Here is a 20,770-nt window from a genome sequence, read left to right on the forward strand (position 1 = left end):
CTTCATAGTAAACATCGGCACCCTCCGGTTGATTGAATGGCCCTCCTGGCAGGCCTATGCTTGGCCTTACCCGACAAGCAACAAGCTAGGAGACAGCATGAACGGCACTCCCCCGCTCCAGGGGCAAACACGGCAGGCGCAACCTCGTCAATGGGATACACGGCGCCAGGAAAAGCGCCGGCGCATCGATGCGGTCCGCCACCTGAGCGACGGCCGCGTTCTCGGCACGGATGCCATCGTCGACGCGTTACAGCTGCTGGTGGCCAGCGGCGACCGCGTCGTCCTCGAGGGGAACAACCAGAAACAGGCCGACTTCCTGGCCCGGGCCCTGGTCCGGCTCGATCCCGACAAGGTCAACGGGCTGCACCTGATCATGCCCAGCGTGAGCCTGCCCCAGCACCTGGACCTGTTCGAGCAAGGCATCGCGAGCAAGCTCGATTTCGCGTTCGCCGGCGCGCAAAGCCTGCGCATCTCGCAGCTGCTGCAGGATGGCGTGCTGCAGGTGGGCGCGCTGCACACCTATGTCGAACTGTATGCGCGCCTGTATGTCGATCTCGTGCCGAACGTGGTGCTGGTGGCCGGCTACAAGGCCGACCGCGACGGCAACCTGTACACGGGCCCGAGCACCGAGGACACGCCGGCCCTGGTGGAGGCGGCCGCGTTCCGCGATGGCATCGTCATTGCCCAGGTCAACGAGATCGTCGACGATCCGGCCGGCCTGCCGCGCGTGGACATTCCCGGCTCGTGGATCGACTTCGTGGTGCAGGCCGACAAGCCGTTTTATATCGAACCGCTGTTTACCCGCGACCCGCGCCTGATCAAGCCCGTGCACGTGCTGATGGGGATGATGGCGATCCGCGGCGTCTACGAGCGCCACAACGTCCAGTCGCTGAACCACGGTATCGGCTTCAACACGGCCGCGATCGAACTGCTGCTGCCGACCTACGGCGAGCAGCTCGGGCTGAAGGGCAAGATCTGCCGCAACTGGACACTGAATCCCCACCCCACGCTGATCCCGGCGATCGAAAGCGGCTGGGTCGACAGCGTGCACTGCTTCGGCGCGGAACTGGGCATGGAAGCCTACACGGCGGCCCGGCCGGACATCTTCTTCACGGGCCGCGACGGCTCGATGCGCTCGAACCGCCTGCTGTGCCAGATGGCCGGCCAATACGCGGTCGACCTGTTCATCGGCGCCACCTTGCAGATGGATGGCGCGGGCAACTCGTCGACCGTCACGCACGGGCGCCTGACGGGGTTCGGCGGCGCCCCGAACATGGGCCACGATCCGCACGGCCGCCGCCACGCCACGCCGGCGTGGCTCGACCTCATCGAAGGCGACGACCCGCTGTCACGGGGCCGCAAGCTGGTGGTGCAGATGGTCGAGACTTTCCAGGACGGCAGCCAGCCGACCATCGTGGAATCGCTCGACGCGGTCGAAGTGGGCAAGGCATCGGGCATGCCGCTGGCGCCCGTGATGATCTATGGCGACGACGTCACGCACGTGCTGACCGAAGAAGGCATCGCCTACCTGTACAAGGCCCGCTCGCTCGAAGAGCGCAAGGCCATGCTGGCCGCCGTGGCGGGCGTCACGCCGGTCGGCCTGCGCCACGATCCGAAGCAGACGGCGAAGATGCGCCAGGAGGGCCTGATCGCGCTGCCGGAGGATATCGGCGTGCAGCGTTCGCAGGCCACGCGCTCGCTGCTGGCGGCGAAAAGCATCGCCGACCTGGTGGACTGGTCGGATGGGCTGTATGACCCGCCCGCGAAATTCAGGAGCTGGTGATGACGACACTGAACCCACTGCAGCACATTCGCATTTCACCCCCCTCCTGCGCGCGGCAACTGGCCGGCCTGGCCGTGGCCGCGCTGGTCGACGAGGCGATGCTCACGCCGAAGCCCGGCCTCGTCGACATGCGCGGCAGCGGTGCCCACCGCGACCTGAGCTGGCTGCTGATGTGCCACTCCGCGCACGCGCTGCGGCCGGCTTTCGAAGCCATGGCCCATGCCGGCGCGACAATCCATGACCTGCCGGCGCTGCGGCGCCGCATCGGTGCCATCGGCCGCGACGCGGAAGCAACCATGATGGCGGCGACGGGCGGCGTGAACACGCACCGCGGCGCCATCTGGGCACTGGGCCTGCTCGTGACCGCCGCGGGCCAGGTGGCTGGTGGCGCCACGCCGGCGGCGATCGCGTCCCGGGCCGGCACGCTGGCCCGGCTGGCCGATGCCGGCGCGCCGGCCTGCACGGGGAATAAGGGGGAAACGGCGCGCTGGCAATATGGCGTTGGCGGCGCGCGCGGCCAGGCCGAAGCGGGCTTCCCGCACGTGACGCGTGTCGCGCTGCCGATGCTGCATGCCGCGCGCGGGCGTGGCGATCCGGAAAGCGCGGCGCGCCTGCAGGCGCTGCTGGCCATCGTTGCCGATCTCGACGATACATGCCTGCTGGCGCGCGGCGGCCGGTCCGCGCTGCTGGCCGCGCAGGCCGGCGCACAGGCCGTGCTCGATGCCGGCGGCGTGGCCACCGGGCCGGGCCAGGCCGCCTTGCGCGCACTGGAGGCGGACATGCTGGCACGGGGCACCTCGCCAGGCGGCGCGGCGGACCTACTGGCGGCAACGCTGCTGCTGGACAGCATCGCCCAAGAACAACGACAGGAAATGGAGGGACACGATGGAACGACTGCAGTTTGAATTCGCCGCCGGCCAACCCGCCGCATCGCGCACGGTGACGGGCGTGGTGGCCTCCGGCGACCTGGAAGTGCTGCTGGAGCCGCAGTCGGGCGGGCGCACGAACGTGGCCGTGCAGACGTCGGTCGACGGCTACGGCGGCACCTGGACGGCATTGCTGGAGCGCGTGTTCGCCGACCCGGCGCTGCCGGCCGCGAAGATCGAGATCAATGACAACGGCGCCACGCCCGGCGTGGTGCGCATGCGCATCGAGCAGGCATTCGAGGAAGCGGCGCTGGGAGGCCGGCCATGAACATCGAACAGCTTCTCCAGCGCGACAGCTTCATCGAACGCAATGCCCGCAACCGTGCCCGCGGCCTGCTCGACGCCGGCTCCATGCGCGAGCTGGTCGGTCCGTTCGACCGCGTCACGTCGCCGTGGCTTGCACGGCAGCACATCGTCACGCAGGCCGACGACGGCGTGGTGGTGGCCAAAGGCACGCTGGACGGCGTGGCCACCGTCATCCTTGCCATCGAGGGCGCGTTCCAGGGCGGCAGCATGGGCGAAGTGGGCGGCGCGAAGATTGCCGGCGCGCTGGAACTGGCGGCACGCGACAACCGCAACGGCACGCCCACGCAGGCCGTGATCCTGTTCGAGACGGGTGGCGTGCGGCTGCAGGAAGCCAACCTGGGCCTGGCCGCCATCGCGGAAATCCAGTCCGCCATCGTCGACCTGCGGCGCTACCGGCCCGTGATCGGCGTCAGCGCCGGCACCGTAGGCTGCTATGGCGGCATGTCGATCGCCGCCGGCCTGTGTTCGTACCTGGTGCTCACCCGTGAAGCCCGCCTGGGCCTGAACGGGCCCCAGGTGATCGAACAGGAGGCCGGGCTGGCCGAATTCGATTCGCGCAACCGTGCACTGATCTGGGGCCTGACGGGCGGCGAGCAACGCTGCGCCACGCACCTGGCCGACGTGCTCGTGGACGACGACACCGTGCAGGTGCGCACCGCGGTGGCCGGCCTGTTCCACGCCGGACCGCCGGCCATCCACCGCAGCGAACGCTACGCGGACTTCCTGGCAAGCCTCGCGCAAGTCGATACCGCGCAGCAGCCGGCACCGGCCGACGTGCGCGCGCTCTATGGAAAGGGACTGGGATGAACACGACTCCAACGCGCTCGAACGGCGCGACATGGCTGGAATCCCTGGCCGGATCGGCCGCCGTGCACGACTGGCCCGCCGTGCGGGTCGTCGACGCCATGCTGGCGGGCGCCCCGGCCCGCTTCATCGCCGTGGTGCCGGACGCGGACAACCGCTTTCCCCGCGCCCGCAACGGCGAAGTGGGCCTCGTCGAAGGCTGGCAGCTGGCCCAGGCCGTGCAGGAAACCATCGAGGCCGACCGCGATGCCCCACACAAGCGCCCGATCGTCGCCGTCATCGACGTGACGAGCCAGGCCTACGGACGCCGGGAAGAAGCGTTCGGCATCCACCAGGCGCTGGCCGGCGCCGCCGGCGCCTATGCCCAGGCCCGCCTGGCCGGCCACCCCGTCATCGGCCTGATCGTCGGGCTGGCGATGTCCGGCGCCTTCCTCGCCCATGGCTACCAGGCCAACCGGCTGATCGCACTGGAAGACCCGGGCGTGATGGTGCACGCGATGGGCAAGGCCTCCGCCGCGCGCATCACGCTGCGCTCCGTCGAGGCGCTGGAAGCGCTTGCGCAAAGCGTGCCACCGATGGCCTACGACATCGGCAGCTATGCCTCGCTCGGCCTGCTGTGGAAGGTCTTGCGGCCATCGAGTGCCGCGACACCGTCGGCGGACGACGTGGCGCTGGTGCGGACCACGCTGGAAGCGGCGCTGGCCGATATCGCGGCCGAGCCGGAGCGCGACCTGTCGGGAAGGTTCGATGGCGAGCACCGCGCCGCGTCGCGGCGTGTCCGCGAACTGCTGCGAACGCAATGGGATGGACATTGATGGCATTGCATTGCTGGCCGTGCGCCACCTGCCCGGGCCCTCGCGGCCGTCGTTCGCCGCCCACCCGCGCGTGGCGCAAGCGATGAAAACGCCGCCCTACCGCCCCCATGACCTGCTGTTCCTGCGGCTGCCGGACCGCTTCGATGCGGGCGGCCCGTGGCCGGCGTGGCTCGATGCCGCCTGGCTGGCCGGCGCGCCGCTGGTGGTGCGGCGCGAGGCGGCGCCGGGCAGCCTGGTGCCCGTGGGCGCCCGCGGCACCAGCCGCAGCCAGCGCTGCAAGGGTTATGTGCAGCGCGCCGCCGTGGCCCGCCGCGTCACGCCGGAAATGCTGGCCCAAACGCCCTTGGCGGAAGACGCCACGCTGCCGCCGCTGCGCGCACTGGCCAGCCTCGCGCCCGCGCTCGATGCGCTGGGCCTGGCGTGGGGCCCCACGGGCGGCACCGGGTTCTACCTGGCCAGCGGCTTGCCCGTGCTGCGTCCCGACAGCGATCTCGACCTGCTGGTGCGCGCACCGGCCCCGCTGGCCAGCCGTATCGTGGAGGAGCTGATGCGCCTGCAGCATGGCGCGCCCTGCCGTGTCGACATCCAGGTCGATACGGGCAGCGGCGGGTTTGCACTGGCCGACTACGCGCGCGGCGGACGTGTGCTACTGAAGACCGCGCATGGCCCGCTGCTGGTTCCCGACCCGTGGCGCCCGCACACCGAGGCGGCATGACGATCCTGTTCACGTTTCCCGGCCAGGGTGCGCAAAAGCCCGGCATGCTGCACGCGCTGGCGCCGCATCCCGAGACGGCGCGTACCCTCGACGAGGCCGCCACCGTGCTGGGCACCGATCCGCTGGCGCTCGACACGGCGCAGGCGCTGCGGTCCACGGTGGCGGTGCAGCTTTGCCTGCTGGTGGCCGGCGTCGCCACGGCGCGCCACCTGGCCGCGCTCGATGCCCGGCCCGACATGGTGGCGGGCCTGTCGATCGGCGCCTACCCCGCCGCCGTGACGGCCGGCGTGCTGGCATTCGCCGACGCCGTGCGGCTGGTGGCGCAACGCGCGCGGTCAATGGAACAAGCCTACCCGTCCGGTTACGGCATGACGGCCGTGACGGGCCTCACGGCGGCGCGACTGGCGCCGCTGATCGCGCAGGTGCACGGCGATGCGCACCCCGTCTATCTCGCCAACCTGAACGGGCCACGCCAGCTGGTGCTTGCCGGTGCCGATGCCGCCATGGCGGCCGTCGCCGATCTGGTGCATGGCACAGGCACGGGCGCGAAGGCCGAGCGGCTGGCCGTGGCCGTGCCGTCGCACTGCGCCTTGTATGCCCCCCAGGCGCAGGCGCTGGCCGGGGCGATGGCGACCGTGCCGCTGGCCCGGCCCCGTGTCACGTACATCAGTGGCAGCGTGGCCCGCGCGCTGTTCGACGGTGCCGCCATCGGCGCCGACCTTGCCCACAACATGGCGCGGCAGGTGCGCTGGCACGACACGATCCGGCATGCCTGGGAACGGGGCGCCCGGCTCGCCGTGGAGATGCCGAGTGGCAGCGTGCTGACGAAGCTCGCGCAACCTGTGTTCACGGACGGTGTGGCCGTCACCTGCGCCACCGCGTCGCCGGATGACATTGCCCGGCTGGCCACCCGCTTCCGGCAAGGCTCATGAAAGGCGCCGTGGGCTGACTTCGCCGAGTGCGGCAACGAGCTTGGCGACATCGACGGGCTTGACGAAATACAGGTCGAAGCCCGAGGCGACCGCCGCCGCGCGGTCGGCTGCCTGGCCGTAGCCCGACAGGGCGATGAGGCGCGTCTCGCGCGTGCGGGGATCGGCCCGCAGCTGCCGGGCGAGCTCGAGACCATCGATGTCCGGCAGGCCGATATCGAGCAGGCACACGTCTGGCTGCAACTGCACGGCGCAGCGCACCGCGTCGCGCGAACTGGCCAGGCTGACGACCCGGTGCCCCAGCGACGACAGCAGCATCTCCACCATCGCCAGCGCATCCTCGTTGTCGTCCACCGCCAGCACGCGCAGGGACGTGGCGCCGTGCGCCGGTTCCCAGGAACGGGGGGCCACGGCGTCGTCCGCGTTGTCGGCAAGCGGCAGGCACACGGTGAAGCGCGTTCCCTTTCCCTGCCCCGCACTGTGCGCGTGCACCGTGCCGCCGTGCAGTTCCACGAGGCTGCGCACCAGCGCCAGGCCAATGCCCAGGCCGCCCTGCTTGCGGTCCGGGCTGCGCTCGCCCTGCACGAACATGCCGAACACGGGTTCGAGCATGTCGGGGGCGAGGCCGATGCCGTTGTCCGACACGCAGGTGCGCACGTAATGGGTGTCGATCGCCAGGTCGATCCCGATCGAGCCGCCCTCCGGTGTGAACTTCGCAGCGTTGCTGAGCAGGTTGGCGAGTACCTGGACCAGCCGCTTTTCGTCGCCCGCCACGGGCGCCGGCGAGGGCGGCTGGGTCACGTGCAGCATGTGGCCGCGCACCTCGAGCGCCGGGCGTGCCTGCTCGACGGCCTGGGCAACGACGCGCTTCATGTCCAGCGGTGCCTTGTCGAGGGTGATCAACCCGCGCGTCACGCGCGCCACGTCCAGCAACTCGTCGATCAGGCCGCTCATGTGCGCGACTTGCCGGTGGATCACGGCCAGCGTCTGTTTTACCTGCTTTTCGTCGCGCTGGCCCATCGACAGCAGGGCGGCCGCCGCACTGATCGGTGCCAGCGGATTGCGGAGTTCATGCGCCAGCATGGCCAGGAACTCGTCCTTGCGGCGGTCGGCCACGATCAGCGCCTTCTCTGCTTCGACGCGGTCCGCGATGTCCATGGCGATCGCCGCGGCGCCGGCCGGCTTGCCCGCGCCGTTCACGACAGGCGCCGCCGACACCAGCACGGTGCGGCGCGGATGGCCCGGGTCGAACGATTCCACCTCGAGCAGGCACTTGTCGACCGTCTCCCCGGCCAGCGCCCGGTACAGGGGCCAGTCGTCCGGCCCCAGCTTGATGCCCTCGCCACCGGGGCTGGAGGTCCAGCCCTGCCACGCCGAGAAGTCCAGCTTGCCGTCGATGCACGGGATCGACGCACCGAACAGCGCCTCGTTGGCCGGGTTGGCGTGCAGCAGCCTGCCCTGCTCGTCGAGCATCATGATGCCCACCGGCGCCGAGCGCAGCACGGCGGCGAGGTAGGCACGGCTGGCTTCCGCGCTCCTGGCGCTGCGCACGGCATCTTCGCGCGCGCCCCGAAGGGCCCGCTGCGCCAGCACCTCGGCCGTCACGTTGATCGCCGTGTGCGAGATGCACACGAGCTGCCCCGCGTCGTCGAAGATCGGCGTATTGGTCGAGGTCCAGTACATGTCCTCGAACCAGGTCTTGCCATCCTTCGTCATGCGGACCGGGTAGCGCTGGGCCGGCATCATCTGCGGCGTGCGCGTCGCGATCGCCGTGGCGATGGAACGCCCCAACGGGCCCACACCCGTATCGCCCATGTCAGCGGGGTCCTCGGCGAATGCCTCGAACAGCGGCAAGCCCAGTACCTCTTTGCGGCTGCGGGCAACGGTTTTCAGGAACGCGTCGTTGACCGCGATGATTTCCAGCCTGTCGGTCGGCGCAAGCAGGTACTGGCCGATCGGCGAGGTGTGAAATGCGGCGGTGAAGAGCGCGTCCATCAGGCGATTCCGGCGAATGAAAAGCCCGATTGTGTCATCGCTCGCCCGCGCACGGCGCCCGGAACGGTCGCGCACGCACGCAAACGGCCCCGGCGGGCTATCATGGCGCACGGTACTGCCGGCTCCCGGGCCGACACGCCGTCTTTTAACAAATTAACCAGGAGAAACGCCAATGGCCTATACCTTGCCTCCCTTGCCTTACGCTTACGATGCGCTCGAACCGCATTTCGATGCGCGCACGATGGAAATCCACCACACGAAGCATCACCAGGCCTACATCACCAACCTGAACAACGCGCTTGCCGAAGCGGGTGTCGACGCGGGGCCGGTGGAAGAACTGATCACGGCGATCGACAAACTGCCGGCGCACATCCAGACGGTGGTGCGCAACAATGGTGGCGGACACGCCAACCACGCACTGTTCTGGACCGTGCTCACGCCTGCCGGGTCCTCGCCATCGGGCAAGCTGGCGCAGGCGATCGATGCGGACCTGGGCGGCTTTGAAAAATTCCGCGAAGCCTTCACGAAAGCCGCGCAAACCCGTTTCGGCAGCGGCTGGGCATGGCTCACGGTCGATGCGAACGGCAAGCTGCTGGTTGAAAGCAGCGCGAACCAGGACAGCCCGCTGATGGGGCAGTTCGCCGGCATGTCGGGCGGTACGCCAATCCTCGGCCTGGACGTGTGGGAGCATGCCTATTACCTGAACTACCAGAACCGCCGCCCCGACTACATCGCGGCCTTCTTCAACATTATCGACTGGGATGAAGTGGCGCGCCGCTACGCAGCCGCCGTGAAGTAAGCTCCGCCAGCCCCGCAGTTCTTTCTTACCCGGACCAAGTCAGCCGACTGCCAGCCCGTTCCGGTTTCCCTTCCCTGCCATCCACGAAGCTCCCGCAGCGCGCCACAGCCGCCCGCTATTGCATTCGCGCATCCGTTCGGTGCAGGCCGCGCATGTTATTGGGGCACTTCCGCCACGCCGATTGTCGACAATCCTGCGCAAAGGTGTGGACACTGACGCTGCGTCCGGCAACGTCATCATCGCCTGAAACCCGCATTCCAGGCGCTTTGTGTGGCTGTAACCCATCCGCATTGTCGACATTCCGCTTGCGTGGCATGCCGCTTGCTTAGCAATGGATGAGCCAACCAGACATCCGCCCCATGCCCGCTGCACCATCCTCTGTTCCATCGATCGCCACCGCTCCGGAAGAGCGCATGTATGTCGACGTGTACGACGCCATCATGGCGCACCGCCTGCACGCCGGGACGAAGCTTACCGAGCAGGGGTTGGGCGACATCTACGGCCTGGCGCGCCATCACGTGCGCCGCGTGCTGGTTCGCCTGGCCGCGGACGGCCTCGTCGATCTCGAGCGCAACCGCGGCGCCCGCATCGCCAGCCCCGGTGCGCGCGAGGCGCAGGACATGTTCGAGCTGCGCCAGGTGCTCGAAGCAAAAGTGATGGACAAGCTGGCCGGCCATCTCACCAACGCCGACGGCGCCGCCCTGCGCGACATGATCGCGCGTGAACGCGACGCCTGGATGCGCGGCGACCGGCCGCTGTGGGTCCGTCTCTCCGCCGACTTCCACATCGAACTGGCGAAACTGGCCGGCAACGCATTGATCGTCGATGCGCTGCGCCGGCTGGTTTCACGCACCACGCTGCTCATCTCCAACCTGGACACCGCCGGCCGGCAACCGTGCTCGTTCGACGAACACGCGGCCGTGATCGATGCGCTGCGGGAGCCGGACAGCCGCCACGCCCGGGCGCAAATGGCGCAGCACCTCGACCAGTGTGCCTGTCGCCTGCTGGCCCCCGCTCCCGCGCACTTCGACCTGCGCAGTGCCCTGGGCAAGGCATGACCATTTTCACGGCGGCCGCCCCGCCGCTTACACCACCGAAAGGAAGCACCATGCGTTCTCCCACCCTCTCCTTGTTCTCTCGCCGCTTTTCGCGGATCGCCGCCGCCCTGGCGATGGGCGTGTTTGCCCTGCCCGCGCTGGCCCAGGACACCAAGATCAAGTTCCAGCTGGACTGGCGCTTCGAAGGCCCGTCCGCGCTGTTCCTCGTGGCGAAGAGCCGCGGCTACTTCGCGCAGGAAAAGCTGGACGTGACGATCGACGCGGGCAGCGGCTCGGGCAACGCCGTGAACCGCGTGGCTTCGGGCGCCTACGACATGGGTTTCGCCGACATGGCGGCGCTGATGGAATTCACGGCCAACAACCCGACCGCGCCCGGCAAGCCGGTCGGCGTGATGATGGTGTATAACGACACTCCGGCCGCCATCATGGCGTTGAAAAAGTCCGGCATCAAGTCGCCGGCCGACCTGGCCGGCAAGACCCTGGGTGCCCCCGTCTTCGACGCGGGGCGCCGCGCCTGGCCGCTGCTGGCCAAGGCCAACGGCCTCGATCCGGCAAAATCGAGCTGGACGAGCATGGAGCCGGCGCTGCGCGAAACGATGCTGGTGCGGGGCGACGTGCAGGCCATCGCCGGCTTTTCGTTCACGTCGGTGCTCAACCTGAATGCGCGCGGCGTCAAGGATGCCGATATCGTCGTGATGCCGTATCCGCAGTATGGCGTGCGGCTGTACGGCAATGCGATCATCGCCTCGGATGCGCTGATCAAGCAGAAGCCCGAAGCGGTAAAAGGCTTCCTGCGCGCCTTTGCGAAAGCGGCCCGCGACGTGATTGCCGATCCGGAACGCGCAATCAAGAGCGTGAAGGAACGCGATGGCCTGATCGATGAGAAGCTCGAACTGCGCCGCCTGAAGCTGGCCATCGCCAGCGCGATCGCCACGCCGAGCGCCAGGGCGGAAGGCTTTGGCCAGGTCTCCGCGCCGCGCCTGTCGCTGATGGCCTCGCAAGTATCGGACGTGTATGCCACGAAGACGCGCGTCGACCCGAAGGCCGTCTGGGTTTCCACCTTCCTGCCCTCGGCGGCCGAACTGAACGTGTTCCCGAAATGAGCGCCGTGCCAGACACCTTCGCCGGCGATACTTTCGTCGACTTCCGTGAAGTCTTCCTCGCCTACGACAATTCCAGCGAATGCGCGGTGGAAGACATCACGCTGCAAACGCAGCCTGGCGAATTCATCGCCATCGTCGGCCCTTCGGGCTGCGGCAAGTCGACGTTCATGAAGCTGGCCACGGGGCTGAAGGCCCCCACGCGCGGCACGATCCACATCGGTGGCGAACCGGTGACCGGTCCGCTGAAGTTCGTCGGCATGGCATTCCAGGCGCCCACGCTGCTGCCCTGGCGCACCACGCTGGACAACGTGCTGCTGCCGCTGGAAATCGTCGAACCTTATCGCAATACGTTCAGGAAAGACCGGCCGAAGCATGTGGAGCGCGCGCTGGCGCTGCTGAAGACCGTGGGCCTGGACGGCTATGCGGACAAGTATCCATGGGAGCTCTCCGGCGGCATGCAGCAGCGCGCGTCGATCTGCCGCGCGCTGATCCACGAACCAAAAATGCTGTTGCTGGACGAGCCGTTCGGCGCGCTCGACGCCTTCACGCGCGAGGAACTGTGGTGCGTGCTGCGCGATCTGTGGACTGAGCGCCGCTTCAACGTCATCCTCGTCACGCACGACCTGCGCGAAGCCGCCTTCCTGGCCGACACGATCTACGTGATGAGCAAGCGGCCGGGCCGGATCGTGGCCCGTCGCGCCAACCCGCTGCCGCGGCCACGCGACCTCGATACCACGTACACCGAGCCGTTCAGCGCCCTCGTGCACGAATTACGCGAGCACATCGGCCGCGTCCGCAGTACCTGAATGACATTGGCAACTGAAGGATTCACCATGAACAGCAAGACCATCAAGACCTTCGCACCGTGGCTGCTGCTGCTCGCGATCCTGCTGCTGTGGCAGCTTATCTGCAGCGCGTTCGACGTTTCGGAGTTCATCTTCCCCAGCCCCGCCGCGATCGGCGCCGCGCTGGTTGAATTCGCCGGCCCGATCGCGGGGCACGCATGGCACACGTTCTGGGTGACGATGACCGGCTTCGCCATCGCCGTCGCCGTCGGCGTGTCGCTCGGCGTACTGGTCGGCTCGTCGCCGGTGATGTACGCGGCCGCGTATCCGCTGATGACGGCGTTCAACGCGCTGCCCAAAGCGGCGTTCGTGCCCATCCTCGTCGTCTGGTTCGGCATCGGCGCCGGCCCGGCGATCCTGACCGCGTTCCTCATCTCGTTCTTCCCCATCATGGTCAACATCGCCACGGGCCTGGCCACGCTGGAACCGGAACTGGAAGACGTGCTGCGGGTACTGGGCGCGCGCCGGCTGGACGTGCTGCTGAAGGTTGGCCTGCCGCGCTCGCTGCCGTATTTCTTTGCTTCGCTGAAAGTGGCGATCACGCTGGCGTTCGTCGGCTCCACGGTGTCCGAAATGAACGCGGCGAACGAAGGCATCGGCTACCTGCTCGTCTCGGCCGGCTCCTCGATGAAGATGCCGCTGGCGTTCGCGGGGCTGGGCGTGATCGGCGCCATGGCGATGGCGATGTACGAACTGTTCGCCGTGGTCGAGCGGCGTTCCACGGCCTGGGCGCACCGGGGAGCGCGCTAGTCTCTATAACGTTTCGCTCATCGGATTGATCGCTTCCGTCTTGACAGCGCCGGCCGGGCCGCATCTACTGGCTGGCAGCGGTTCACGACAATACGGAGACAACGATGAGCACGATGCGTACCCTGATGGCACTTTTGGGGGGATGTTGCGCGGCGATGCCCGCGCAGGCGGAAGCACCAGCGCAGCATGTAGTGGTGCGGCACATACCGGCGCAGCAATACCGGAACCCGATCCTGCATGCCGATTATTCCGACCCGGACGTCATCCGGGTCGGCGAGGATTATTATCTCGTCGCCTCCAGCTTCCACTTCTCACCAGGCTTGCCCGTGCTGCACTCGAAGGACCTGGTGCACTGGAAGATCGCCGGCCATGTGCTGCCAAGGCTGGACTTCCACCCTTCCTACGACATGGGGCAGCCGTACACGCTCACCGACAGCATCTCGAAACCGGTCGGCCCGGGCCTGCGCTATGCCGGCGGCGTGTGGGCGCCGGCCATCCGCCATCGCAACGGCACCTTCTACGTGTACTGGGCCACGCCGGACGAAGGCATCTTCATGAGCACCGCCACCTCCCCGGCCGGGCCATGGTCGCCACCGGTGACCGTGCTGGCCGGGGCCGGCTACGAAGACCCGTGTCCGTTCTGGGACGACGATGGGAAAGCATGGCTGGTGCATTCAAAGGTCGGCGCCGGCCCGATCATCCTGCACGCGATGACGCCGGACGGCACCAGGCTGCTCGACGCGGGCAAGACGATCATCGAGGACAAGGTCAACCTGCCGGTGCTCGAAGGCCCGAAAGTCACCAAGCGCGACGGCTGGTACTACATCTTCGCGCCGATTGGCGGCGTGGGTACCGGCCCGCAGGCCGTGCTGCGCTCACGCACGATCCAGGGGCCGTACGAACACCGCACCGTGCTCCATCCGGGCAATGGCCTGAAAGGTCCGCACCAGGGCGGCTATGTGGAAACGCCGAACGGCGAAGGCTGGTTCATCCACTTCAACAGTACCGGCGCGTTCGGCCGCATCGCGCACCTGCAACCCGTCACGTGGCAGGATGGCTGGCCGATGATGGGGCACGGCGGCCTGCCGGCGCTGGAGCATGCCGTGCCGATCACCGCTGCCCGGTCGCCCGATTACCGCCTGCAGGACTCCGATGAATTCTCCGGTACCACGCTCGGCCTGCAATGGTCGTGGAACCACAATCCCGACCCGGCGCGGTGGAGCCTTTCACAGCGTCCCGGCTTCCTGCGCATCGAGGCCAGCCGGGCCAGGTATCTGGTGGGCGCGCGCAATACGCTGACGCAGATCCTGCAGGGGCCCGCCGCCGAGATCACCACGCGCATCGAACTGGGCGGCCTTGCGGAAGGCCAGCGCGCCGGGCTCACGCTGTTCGGCGTGAAGGTGCCGTGGATCGGCGTCGCGCGCGAAGGCGGCATCAACTACGTCACCTATGCCAACGCGGGCGCCGAAACGCGCGGCCCGAGGATTACAGGCAACGCCATCGTGCTGCGCGCCAGCGTACGCGACGACCAGACCGTGCAGTTTGCCTGGGCGGTGCGCGAGGGCGAGGCGTTCACGGATCTCGGCCCGGTGACGGAGCTGGCAAAGTTCTCGTGGTGGAAAGGCAGCCGGCCATCGGTGTTCACGTACATCCGCTCCGAAACCGATGAGGCCAGGGTGGAACGGCCGCTCGACCAGATCGGGGGCAACCACCTCGACGTGGACTGGTTCAGGGTGCGGGTGTTGAGATAGAAAGCTGGCTGCTGTTTTTTCATACTGGAAAGTAGCATATATTGATCCTTTCTCTTTGAAAGGATTCATAATGAATGTGGTTCTTCGTGCGGTCTTGACGCTGCTGTTCTGGAGCGCCGGTATGTTCGGGCTGTTCAATTTCGACGCCGTGGCGACGGAAGTCCGCGAGCTCGGCTTGCCGCAGCCCGCATTGCTCGCCGGCGCGACGATCCTGCTGCAGTTGGGAGGCTCCCTGCTGGTCATCACGAATTTCAGGAAACTTGGCTGGATGGGGGCGTTCGCCCTGGCAGGCTTCACGCTGTTGACGATCCCGCTCGGCCATGCGTTCTGGACTTTCCCTGAGCCGCGCCGGACGGCCGAACTGCATATCGCGCTGGAGCACATCACCGTCATCGGTGGACTCTTGCTGGCTGCATACCATTCGAGGCGCCATGACTGAACCCAGGCGCGGCCGCGGAAGGCCCAGGAAGCTGGAGGCTGCGGATGCCCTCCTGGACGCCGGGCGTGACCTGTTGCTCACCCACGGCATGCGCGTGACGGTGGACGCGATCGTGGCAAGGGCCGGCGTGGCGAAGACCACGTTCTATACGTACTTCGCCGACAAGGAAGCGTTCATCGAAGCCGTCATGCTGCGGGAATCCGCCCGGACCATCTCGGACCAGCAATTTCGCGATGCACTGGACGGCGAAGTGCGGGAGACGCTGGTGCGGTTCGGCAGCCAGTACCTGGCTTTCGCGAACGAAGTACGCTTGAGCGCCTGGGACCGGCTGATCGCATCGGCCAACGACATTTATCCCGAACTCGCACGTCGCCTGTACGACGCCGGCCCCGGTCGCGGTTACAGGCTGCTCACCGACATCCTTCGCGAGGCCGACAGGAAAGGCGTCCTGCTGATACCGGATCCTGTTGCCGCCGCCGAGGAATTGACGGGGATCTGGTATGGAACCACCATTTTGCGCGTCAATCTGAAGGTCATGCCCCCAATGACGCCGGAGGAGATCCAGCGACGCGCGGTGCGGGGCGTCGAGGTGCTGTACCGCCTGTATGGTTCGGCGCAATAGCGTGACCGCACTGCCGCATGATCCGTAATCCGGTCACTCCGCCGGAGCGGCGTCGCGGAAGGCCGCTGCGGAAGCATTACCGCCGCGGCGCCGGCGCCTACAGGCGCACGTTCAGCGTGGCAAAGAACGTCCGCCCCAGCGCATCGTAGCTGGCCGACACCGAATTGTTCGATGGCAGCTGGGTGGAGCCCAGCACCGGTGGATCGCGGTCGGTGGCGTTGCGGATGCCGGCCGTGACATTGACTGACTTGCTGACGTCGTAGCCGGCCGTGAGGTCGAGATACGTGTACGACCCGATGCGCGGATTGGTCAGCGATTCATACGCGGGTGGCGTCACGCCCCGGCGCTGCGGGACCAGGTAGGCATCCGTCGTCACGCTGCCGCTGTAGCGCGCCCGCGCGGACAGCATCAGCTTCCCGCTGTTCATCGTCACGCGCGCCGTGCCCTTCCACTTCGACACCGGCTGGCCGCACGTGCCGCCCCACGTGCCCACGCATTCGTTCGTCACGTCGGGAATGTCCTGGATCGGCGTAAACGTCAGCTCGTCGACATAGGTCCAGTTCGTGTCCAGGTTCCAGCGCGTGCCGGCGCCAAAGAGACCCCTGGCGGTGTTGAAACCGTAGTGCGCCGCCAGGTCCACGCCGCGGGTCTTGATGCCGCCGATGTTCGCGGCCGTCGTCATCACGTAGGTCGGCGCGGCGATCTGGCCGGTGACGGGATCGCGGTTGATCGCCCGGCAGTACACGCTGTCCACGTTCTGGATCGTCAGGTAGCACAGGTCCAGCACGGACTGGATGCCGCCGCCGCCCAGTGTGGAGATGGCGTTGTCGAGCGTGATCTTGTAGTAGTCGAGGCTCACCTGCAAACCGCGCACCGCCGTGGGGGCGAAGACGGCACCGATGGTGGTGGTATGCGACGTTTCCGCCGTCAGGTCTGGGTTGCCACCGAGGATCTGCGTGAGGAACTGGGTCGGCTGCACGGATGCATCGAACACGAGGCCGCCGGGCACGCCGGTGGCTTCGCAAAGCGCGCGCACGGCGGCGGTCTGCTGGCCCGCCGGGGCGCGGCTGGAGCACGGGTCGATCGCGGTCGGTCCGTTACGGCCCTGGCCGCCGAACAGTTCGCCCACGTTCGGCGCGCGGATCGATTTCTGTTTCTGCACGCGGAACGTCAGGCTGTCCACGGGTGCCCATTCCGTGCCGATCGAGTTCGTCCATACCTTGCCAACGGATTCCACATCGTAATCGGAACGGCGGAACGCGCCGCTCACGCTGAGGCTCTTCGCGAATGCACGGTCCTTCAGCAGCGGCACGCGCGCCTCGCCGAAGAACTCCTTCACGGTCGCCTCGCCCTCGGTCGGCCGCGCCGCGTTCCAGCCCGACACGTCGCCCGAGGCCAGGAAGGCATCCGGCGTGTACTTGCTGTACGAATGGCGCCGCTCGAAGCCCGCCGAGAAGTCCACCGGCCCGGAAGGCAGCTCGACGAGCTTGCCCGTCACATTGCCCGCCACGACCTGCTGTTCGGCGACGATGTCCGAGTTCGACGAAATCAGGATCGCGTCGCGCGCCGTGGGGCTCAGGTTCTGGCCGAAAGGATTGAGCACCGGCGCCGCGCCGTTCTGCGACAGCAGCGCATTCTGGAAGCGGCTCAGCGAGATCGAGCCGGCCTGGTACTGCGATTCCGTGGTGCGCGCGTTCGTGTAGTACACGTCGTATTTCATGTCGCTCAGGTAATTCTCCGACACGCCCGGCAGCTCGCCCTTCAGCCCGATGGCGACGCGGACCACGGAATGGTCGGTCTCGGCAAAGCGCGTGCCCAGGTCGGACAGGCGGCGGTTCAGGTTGACGAGCGCCAGGCCGTCGCCCGCCACGGTGCTCAAGGTCTGCGACCCGTTCGTCGCGCGCAGCGTGCCGCTTTCACGCAGGTCGAGCTGGCGCAGGACTTCCTGCATCGGCCCGCCCAGGTAGGGATTGTTCGTGTTGACGAGGAAGTTGCCGCTGGCGCTCGTCGGCCCGATCTGCACCTGGGCGACGTTGCTGCTGTAATGCATCTCCAGGTAGCCAGTGGCGCGTTCGCTGAAATCATAGTGGGCAAACGCGTTGCCCATCCAGCGCTTCTGCGGCGTGACGACATACGACAGCGGGCCGATGTCGAAGGCATCGTCGGGTGCCACGTATGGCCGCACTGCCCTGCCGCTCGCATCGAAGATGGCGCCGAGGGTGCCCATGCCTTGCAGGCCGGCGGCCCGAAGCGCCGCATCGAGCGCCGGGTTCGATGCGGCCGAGCCGATCACCGGCAGGTTGCCGATGCGCCCGGTGGGCACGGTGGACGAACCGCTGTAGATGAGGCCCGGACGACCGCCGGCGGACAGGCACGTCTGCCCTGCCGGTACCGGCAACGGTGTGCCGGGCCTGGTGGCCGACCACGAGGCGGGCGTCACGCAGCCGTCGCCCATGGAGGGCAGCGCGTAGCCGCCCAGCTCGGCGCGCGTCATGCCTTCGCGGTTCATGTAGTTCAGCGACAGCACGGCATTGCCCCGGTTGTTGGCGAAATTGCCGCCGACCGTGAGGTCGACGCTGTTCGTCGGCGTGCCGGTCGGCTGGTCGCGCGTGTGCTGGGCGTTGATTTCCACGCCTTCGAAATTGTCGCGCAGGATGAAATTGACGACGCCGGAAATGGCGTCCGACCCATACACGGCCGACGAACCGCCCGTCACGGTTTCGATGCGCTGTACCAGCGCGGCGGGGATGGCATTGATGTCGCTCGTGAAATCGGGGCCGGTGATCGCGAAGCGGCGGCCGTTTACCAGCACGAGGTTGCGCGTGGGCCCCAGGTTGCGCAGGTTCAGCGTGGCCGTGCCGGATGGCTGGCCGGCCTGCATGGTGTTCGCGGTGGGACTGCTCAACTGGTTGGCCGTGAACTGCGGCGTATCCGTGAGCAACGTTTCCAGGTTCTGCGTGCCGGTGACTTTCAGCTCCTGCGCATCGAGCACGGTGACGGGCGTGGGCGCGAGAAAGCCGCGATTGACCAGGCGGGTACCGGTGATGACGACCTTGGTTTCCTCGGCCGCGGGGGCTACCGCCTCCTGCGCCCCGGCGATGCCGGTCGTGAAAGTGGACCAGGTGGCGATGAGTGCCACCGAAATCGAACGCCGTTGCCGGACTTGTTTCCTCTTGCCGCGCTGCTGATGTGCCATCCTGTCGCCCCCAGATCGAAAATGAAAGTTTCGCCATCCGATATCCCGGCAGTTCCTGGAAAGTGCCTTGCTGCCGTGAACGTAACTGATGGTATGAACCTTCGTTCGAAGGCGTCAATGCGCGAACTGCTCAAGGAAATGACCAATGTTGGCGCAGTCACGAAACTGCGCCGACCGGCCGGATGCGTTCCGAATCCGGTCTTGCCGATCACACGTAATGATTGCCAGGCCGGGTGATCTGAGCGAATGCCGGTACCGTACGCAGGATGTTGACCAGCCGGTCGGGCGATCGATCGTGGCAGTGGCGCGGACGCGACAGGCGATCTCGGGGCATCAGGGCGCGCCCCGCCCGCCTGCGGGGTTACTCGTGTGGGCCAGCACCAGCCAAAACGCGTACGGATCGCGGCGATCGGTCAATAGCCGTGCCCTGAGGCGGTGCAGCGGCCGAAGCATCGCTCGCGCGAGTCACCTCAGCCTGTAGAATATTGCCTTTTTCGCATTCCATGACCGTACATCCCTTCGCTGACCTCGAACAGGCTGGCATTATCGACGCGGCCCAGCACATGCAGGCGCTGGCACATCCGCAGTACCGCTTGCTGCCTACCACGGCCAGCGCAACCGAACAGGTCAGCTGGCTGGTCGAGCACGACATCATCGACGACGAGGACCTGGAACGTGCCAGGGCCCATATCGTTGCAACGCAAACCGGGGAGGACCAGTCGCGTTATACCGCCGCGATCGACGCCGGCCTCGCGATGTTTGTCGACGACCTGAAGGAACTGAACAGCCCCGGCTTCGACGTGCTGGTGGAGGAAGGCTTGATCACGCCCGGGGAGCGCGAAGCTGCGATGGCGCACCTTGGACAGCACGCGCTGCTGGCCATGTCCCCGGCAGGCCTGGTGTTGTGGATGAGGGCCGAGGGCATCATCGACAATGCCCGGCTGGCCGCCATCGGAAAGACGCCCGGCGGCGGCAGCGTGCGCGGCGCGGCCATTCTTGCCGAGCTGGACGAATTGACAGCGGCCGGCTCGATGATCGTTGTCGACACCACTGCGCCGCGACCGTCATCGTCGCTGCCATGGCTGTTCGGTACGCTCGCGGTGTGCGGGATGGCGGCCGGGCTGGTGGGCTGGCTGGTGCTGCGCGAGCCGGCGCCGCCCGCAGCGCCGCCGAAGCTCGCTGCTCGCGCAGTAGCGCCGGAATGCACCGACAAGGATCTGGCGGCCAGACTGAATGCACGCCTGGTATCGAACTACCTGCTTGAACTGGGCGCCGCGCCCGCCGGGGTGAGGCCCGACCGCGCCACGCTCGAGGATATCCGGGAGGTCGGATACGAACGCGCGCGCGATGTGCGCGCATGCGCAGGCAAGCTGCGCTCCAGCTACGGGGAACAGGACTACGCCTTTACGCTGGAACCCGACGGCGAGAATGACTACATGAGTATCCCGGTGCACCCTGTGCTGCTGCATGAGCGCTATCGGCAGGACGTAGCCGACCGTGGCAGCCCGTTGGGACGAACGGCGCTGGACGAGGCATTCCGCGCCGGCATCGAACGCTGGCGTGAAAGCGGTGGCGGCGGAATGGCCTGGAGCGTGCGGCCGTCCCGTGACAAGCCGCAGCCCCCGAATCCAGATGTAAAAGCGCGTCGCACCTGGGAGCGCAGTCGCACCATCGCGGAGATCGAACCGCTCGCGCCCTGCGTGGCGCTCAAGCCGGGCAAGACCTATCGCTGCACGTTGATGATCGAACGCCACAACGGCATGGGCTTCGCCTCCGACGATGGCCCCACCCGCATCATGCAGGGCGAATTCACGTTCGAGCGCGCAGGCGAGGACCAACCATGGCAGACGACGGCCAAGTTTCCCTCGGAGTATGGCGATGCCGTGCTTGCGGGAATGCAGGCCGAACAGGCCGGCAACTGACTGCTGCACGGA

At 67.5% G+C, this 20,770-nt stretch carries 18 protein-coding genes; 16 read left to right on the forward strand and 2 right to left on the reverse strand.

Annotation, left to right across the window (positions count from 1 at the left end; translation table 11 throughout):
- Positions 1–97 precede the first annotated feature (97 nt).
- Genes mdcA through mdcH form a run of 7 tightly spaced genes read left to right on the forward strand, consistent with a single transcriptional unit; the run spans position 98 to position 6,281 of the window.
- Positions 98–1,783, forward strand: a complete 1,686-nt coding sequence (gene mdcA / locus EWM63_RS29465; RefSeq protein WP_130189698.1) for a malonate decarboxylase subunit alpha — start codon at positions 98–100, stop codon at positions 1,781–1,783.
- Positions 1,783–2,688, forward strand: coding sequence for a triphosphoribosyl-dephospho-CoA synthase (locus EWM63_RS29470; RefSeq protein WP_130189699.1), 906 nt, complete (start codon positions 1,783–1,785; stop codon positions 2,686–2,688). The genes mdcA and EWM63_RS29470 overlap by 1 nt, the downstream gene beginning before the upstream one ends.
- A complete protein-coding gene (locus EWM63_RS29475; protein WP_130189700.1) occupies positions 2,669–2,977 on the forward strand; it encodes a malonate decarboxylase subunit delta in 309 nt (102 codons plus the stop codon). Before EWM63_RS29470 ends, EWM63_RS29475 begins: the two co-directional genes overlap by 20 nt.
- Positions 2,974–3,822, forward strand: coding sequence for a biotin-independent malonate decarboxylase subunit beta (locus tag EWM63_RS29480; RefSeq protein WP_130189701.1), 849 nt, complete (start codon positions 2,974–2,976; stop codon positions 3,820–3,822). The genes EWM63_RS29475 and EWM63_RS29480 overlap by 4 nt, the downstream gene beginning before the upstream one ends.
- Entirely contained in the window at positions 3,819–4,634 is an 816-nt protein-coding gene (gene mdcE / locus EWM63_RS29485) for a biotin-independent malonate decarboxylase subunit gamma (protein ID WP_130189702.1), read from the forward strand. The genes EWM63_RS29480 and mdcE overlap by 4 nt, the downstream gene beginning before the upstream one ends.
- Positions 4,624–5,349, forward strand: coding sequence for a malonate decarboxylase holo-ACP synthase (locus EWM63_RS29490; RefSeq protein WP_229487575.1), 726 nt, complete (start codon positions 4,624–4,626; stop codon positions 5,347–5,349). Before mdcE ends, EWM63_RS29490 begins: the two co-directional genes overlap by 11 nt.
- Positions 5,346–6,281: a malonate decarboxylase subunit epsilon gene (mdcH, locus tag EWM63_RS29495; protein ID WP_130189703.1), complete on the forward strand. Its 936-nt coding sequence runs from the start codon at positions 5,346–5,348 to the stop codon at positions 6,279–6,281. The genes EWM63_RS29490 and mdcH overlap by 4 nt, the downstream gene beginning before the upstream one ends.
- On the opposite strand, the gene EWM63_RS29500 is transcribed toward mdcH, so the two are convergent.
- The gene (locus tag EWM63_RS29500) at positions 6,276–8,273 is read right to left on the reverse strand and encodes a PAS domain-containing hybrid sensor histidine kinase/response regulator (protein WP_130189704.1); all 1,998 of its coding nucleotides are present in this window, start codon (positions 8,271–8,273) and stop codon (positions 6,276–6,278) included. The two genes, mdcH and EWM63_RS29500, sit on opposite strands and share 6 nt — an antisense overlap.
- A 172-nt stretch (positions 8,274–8,445) precedes the next feature.
- Between EWM63_RS29500 and EWM63_RS29505 the strand changes: the two genes are divergently transcribed.
- The 8 genes from EWM63_RS29505 (at position 8,446) to EWM63_RS29540 (ending at position 15,640) form a co-directional block, all read left to right on the forward strand.
- Positions 8,446–9,072, forward strand: coding sequence for a superoxide dismutase (locus EWM63_RS29505; RefSeq protein ID WP_130189705.1), 627 nt, complete (start codon positions 8,446–8,448; stop codon positions 9,070–9,072).
- A gap of 335 nt (positions 9,073–9,407) precedes the next feature.
- Positions 9,408–10,130 (forward strand): GntR family transcriptional regulator, encoded by a 723-nt coding sequence (locus tag EWM63_RS29510; protein WP_130189706.1) that lies wholly within the window; start codon positions 9,408–9,410, stop codon positions 10,128–10,130.
- A 113-nt stretch (positions 10,131–10,243) separates the two neighbouring features.
- A complete protein-coding gene (locus tag EWM63_RS29515; RefSeq protein WP_130190684.1) occupies positions 10,244–11,233 on the forward strand; it encodes an ABC transporter substrate-binding protein in 990 nt (329 codons plus the stop codon).
- Complete coding sequence (locus EWM63_RS29520) at positions 11,230–12,039, forward strand: ABC transporter ATP-binding protein (protein WP_130189707.1); 810 nt, start codon at positions 11,230–11,232, stop codon at positions 12,037–12,039. The genes EWM63_RS29515 and EWM63_RS29520 overlap by 4 nt, the downstream gene beginning before the upstream one ends.
- A 27-nt stretch (positions 12,040–12,066) precedes the next feature.
- Positions 12,067–12,828: an ABC transporter permease gene (locus EWM63_RS29525; RefSeq protein ID WP_130189708.1), complete on the forward strand. Its 762-nt coding sequence runs from the start codon at positions 12,067–12,069 to the stop codon at positions 12,826–12,828.
- Between the two features lie 104 nt (positions 12,829–12,932).
- The gene (locus tag EWM63_RS29530; protein WP_207221190.1) at positions 12,933–14,579 is read left to right on the forward strand and encodes a glycoside hydrolase family 43 protein; all 1,647 of its coding nucleotides are present in this window, start codon (positions 12,933–12,935) and stop codon (positions 14,577–14,579) included.
- Positions 14,580–14,649: 70 nt separating this feature from the next.
- On the forward strand, positions 14,650–15,018 hold the full coding sequence (locus tag EWM63_RS29535) for a DoxX family protein (RefSeq protein WP_130189709.1): 369 nt from the start codon (positions 14,650–14,652) through the stop codon (positions 15,016–15,018).
- Positions 15,011–15,640, forward strand: a complete 630-nt coding sequence (locus EWM63_RS29540; RefSeq protein WP_165390990.1) for a TetR/AcrR family transcriptional regulator — start codon at positions 15,011–15,013, stop codon at positions 15,638–15,640. Before EWM63_RS29535 ends, EWM63_RS29540 begins: the two co-directional genes overlap by 8 nt.
- 97 nt (positions 15,641–15,737) lie before the next feature.
- Here the strand turns inward: EWM63_RS29540 and EWM63_RS29545 are convergent, their stop codons facing one another.
- Entirely contained in the window at positions 15,738–18,779 is a 3,042-nt protein-coding gene (locus EWM63_RS29545; RefSeq protein ID WP_207221191.1) for a TonB-dependent receptor domain-containing protein, read from the reverse strand.
- A gap of 560 nt (positions 18,780–19,339) precedes the next feature.
- Here EWM63_RS29545 and EWM63_RS29550 point away from each other — a divergent pair.
- Positions 19,340–20,758, forward strand: coding sequence for a hypothetical protein (locus EWM63_RS29550; RefSeq protein WP_130189712.1), 1,419 nt, complete (start codon positions 19,340–19,342; stop codon positions 20,756–20,758).
- Positions 20,759–20,770 lie beyond the last annotated feature (12 nt).

The sequence above is a fragment of the Pseudoduganella lutea genome, from assembly GCF_004209755.1.
GTDB classification, from domain to species: domain Bacteria; phylum Pseudomonadota; class Gammaproteobacteria; order Burkholderiales; family Burkholderiaceae_D; genus Rugamonas; species Rugamonas lutea.

Coding starts and splice junctions, on each gene's coding strand:
- mdcA (WP_130189698.1), top strand. CDS start 98: ATGAACGGCACTCCCCCGCTCCAGGGGCAAACACGGCAGGCGCAACCT.
- EWM63_RS29470 (WP_130189699.1), top strand. CDS start 1,783: ATGACGACACTGAACCCACTGCAGCACATTCGCATTTCACCCCCCTCC.
- EWM63_RS29475 (WP_130189700.1), top strand. CDS start 2,669: ATGGAACGACTGCAGTTTGAATTCGCCGCCGGCCAACCCGCCGCATCG.
- EWM63_RS29480 (WP_130189701.1), top strand. CDS start 2,974: ATGAACATCGAACAGCTTCTCCAGCGCGACAGCTTCATCGAACGCAAT.
- mdcE (WP_130189702.1), top strand. CDS start 3,819: ATGAACACGACTCCAACGCGCTCGAACGGCGCGACATGGCTGGAATCC.
- EWM63_RS29490 (WP_229487575.1), top strand. CDS start 4,624: ATGGACATTGATGGCATTGCATTGCTGGCCGTGCGCCACCTGCCCGGG.
- mdcH (WP_130189703.1), top strand. CDS start 5,346: ATGACGATCCTGTTCACGTTTCCCGGCCAGGGTGCGCAAAAGCCCGGC.
- EWM63_RS29500 (WP_130189704.1), bottom strand. CDS start 8,273: ATGGACGCGCTCTTCACCGCCGCATTTCACACCTCGCCGATCGGCCAG.
- EWM63_RS29505 (WP_130189705.1), top strand. CDS start 8,446: ATGGCCTATACCTTGCCTCCCTTGCCTTACGCTTACGATGCGCTCGAA.
- EWM63_RS29510 (WP_130189706.1), top strand. CDS start 9,408: ATGAGCCAACCAGACATCCGCCCCATGCCCGCTGCACCATCCTCTGTT.
- EWM63_RS29515 (WP_130190684.1), top strand. CDS start 10,244: ATGGGCGTGTTTGCCCTGCCCGCGCTGGCCCAGGACACCAAGATCAAG.
- EWM63_RS29520 (WP_130189707.1), top strand. CDS start 11,230: ATGAGCGCCGTGCCAGACACCTTCGCCGGCGATACTTTCGTCGACTTC.
- EWM63_RS29525 (WP_130189708.1), top strand. CDS start 12,067: ATGAACAGCAAGACCATCAAGACCTTCGCACCGTGGCTGCTGCTGCTC.
- EWM63_RS29530 (WP_207221190.1), top strand. CDS start 12,933: ATGAGCACGATGCGTACCCTGATGGCACTTTTGGGGGGATGTTGCGCG.
- EWM63_RS29535 (WP_130189709.1), top strand. CDS start 14,650: ATGAATGTGGTTCTTCGTGCGGTCTTGACGCTGCTGTTCTGGAGCGCC.
- EWM63_RS29540 (WP_165390990.1), top strand. CDS start 15,011: ATGACTGAACCCAGGCGCGGCCGCGGAAGGCCCAGGAAGCTGGAGGCT.
- EWM63_RS29550 (WP_130189712.1), top strand. CDS start 19,340: ATGACCGTACATCCCTTCGCTGACCTCGAACAGGCTGGCATTATCGAC.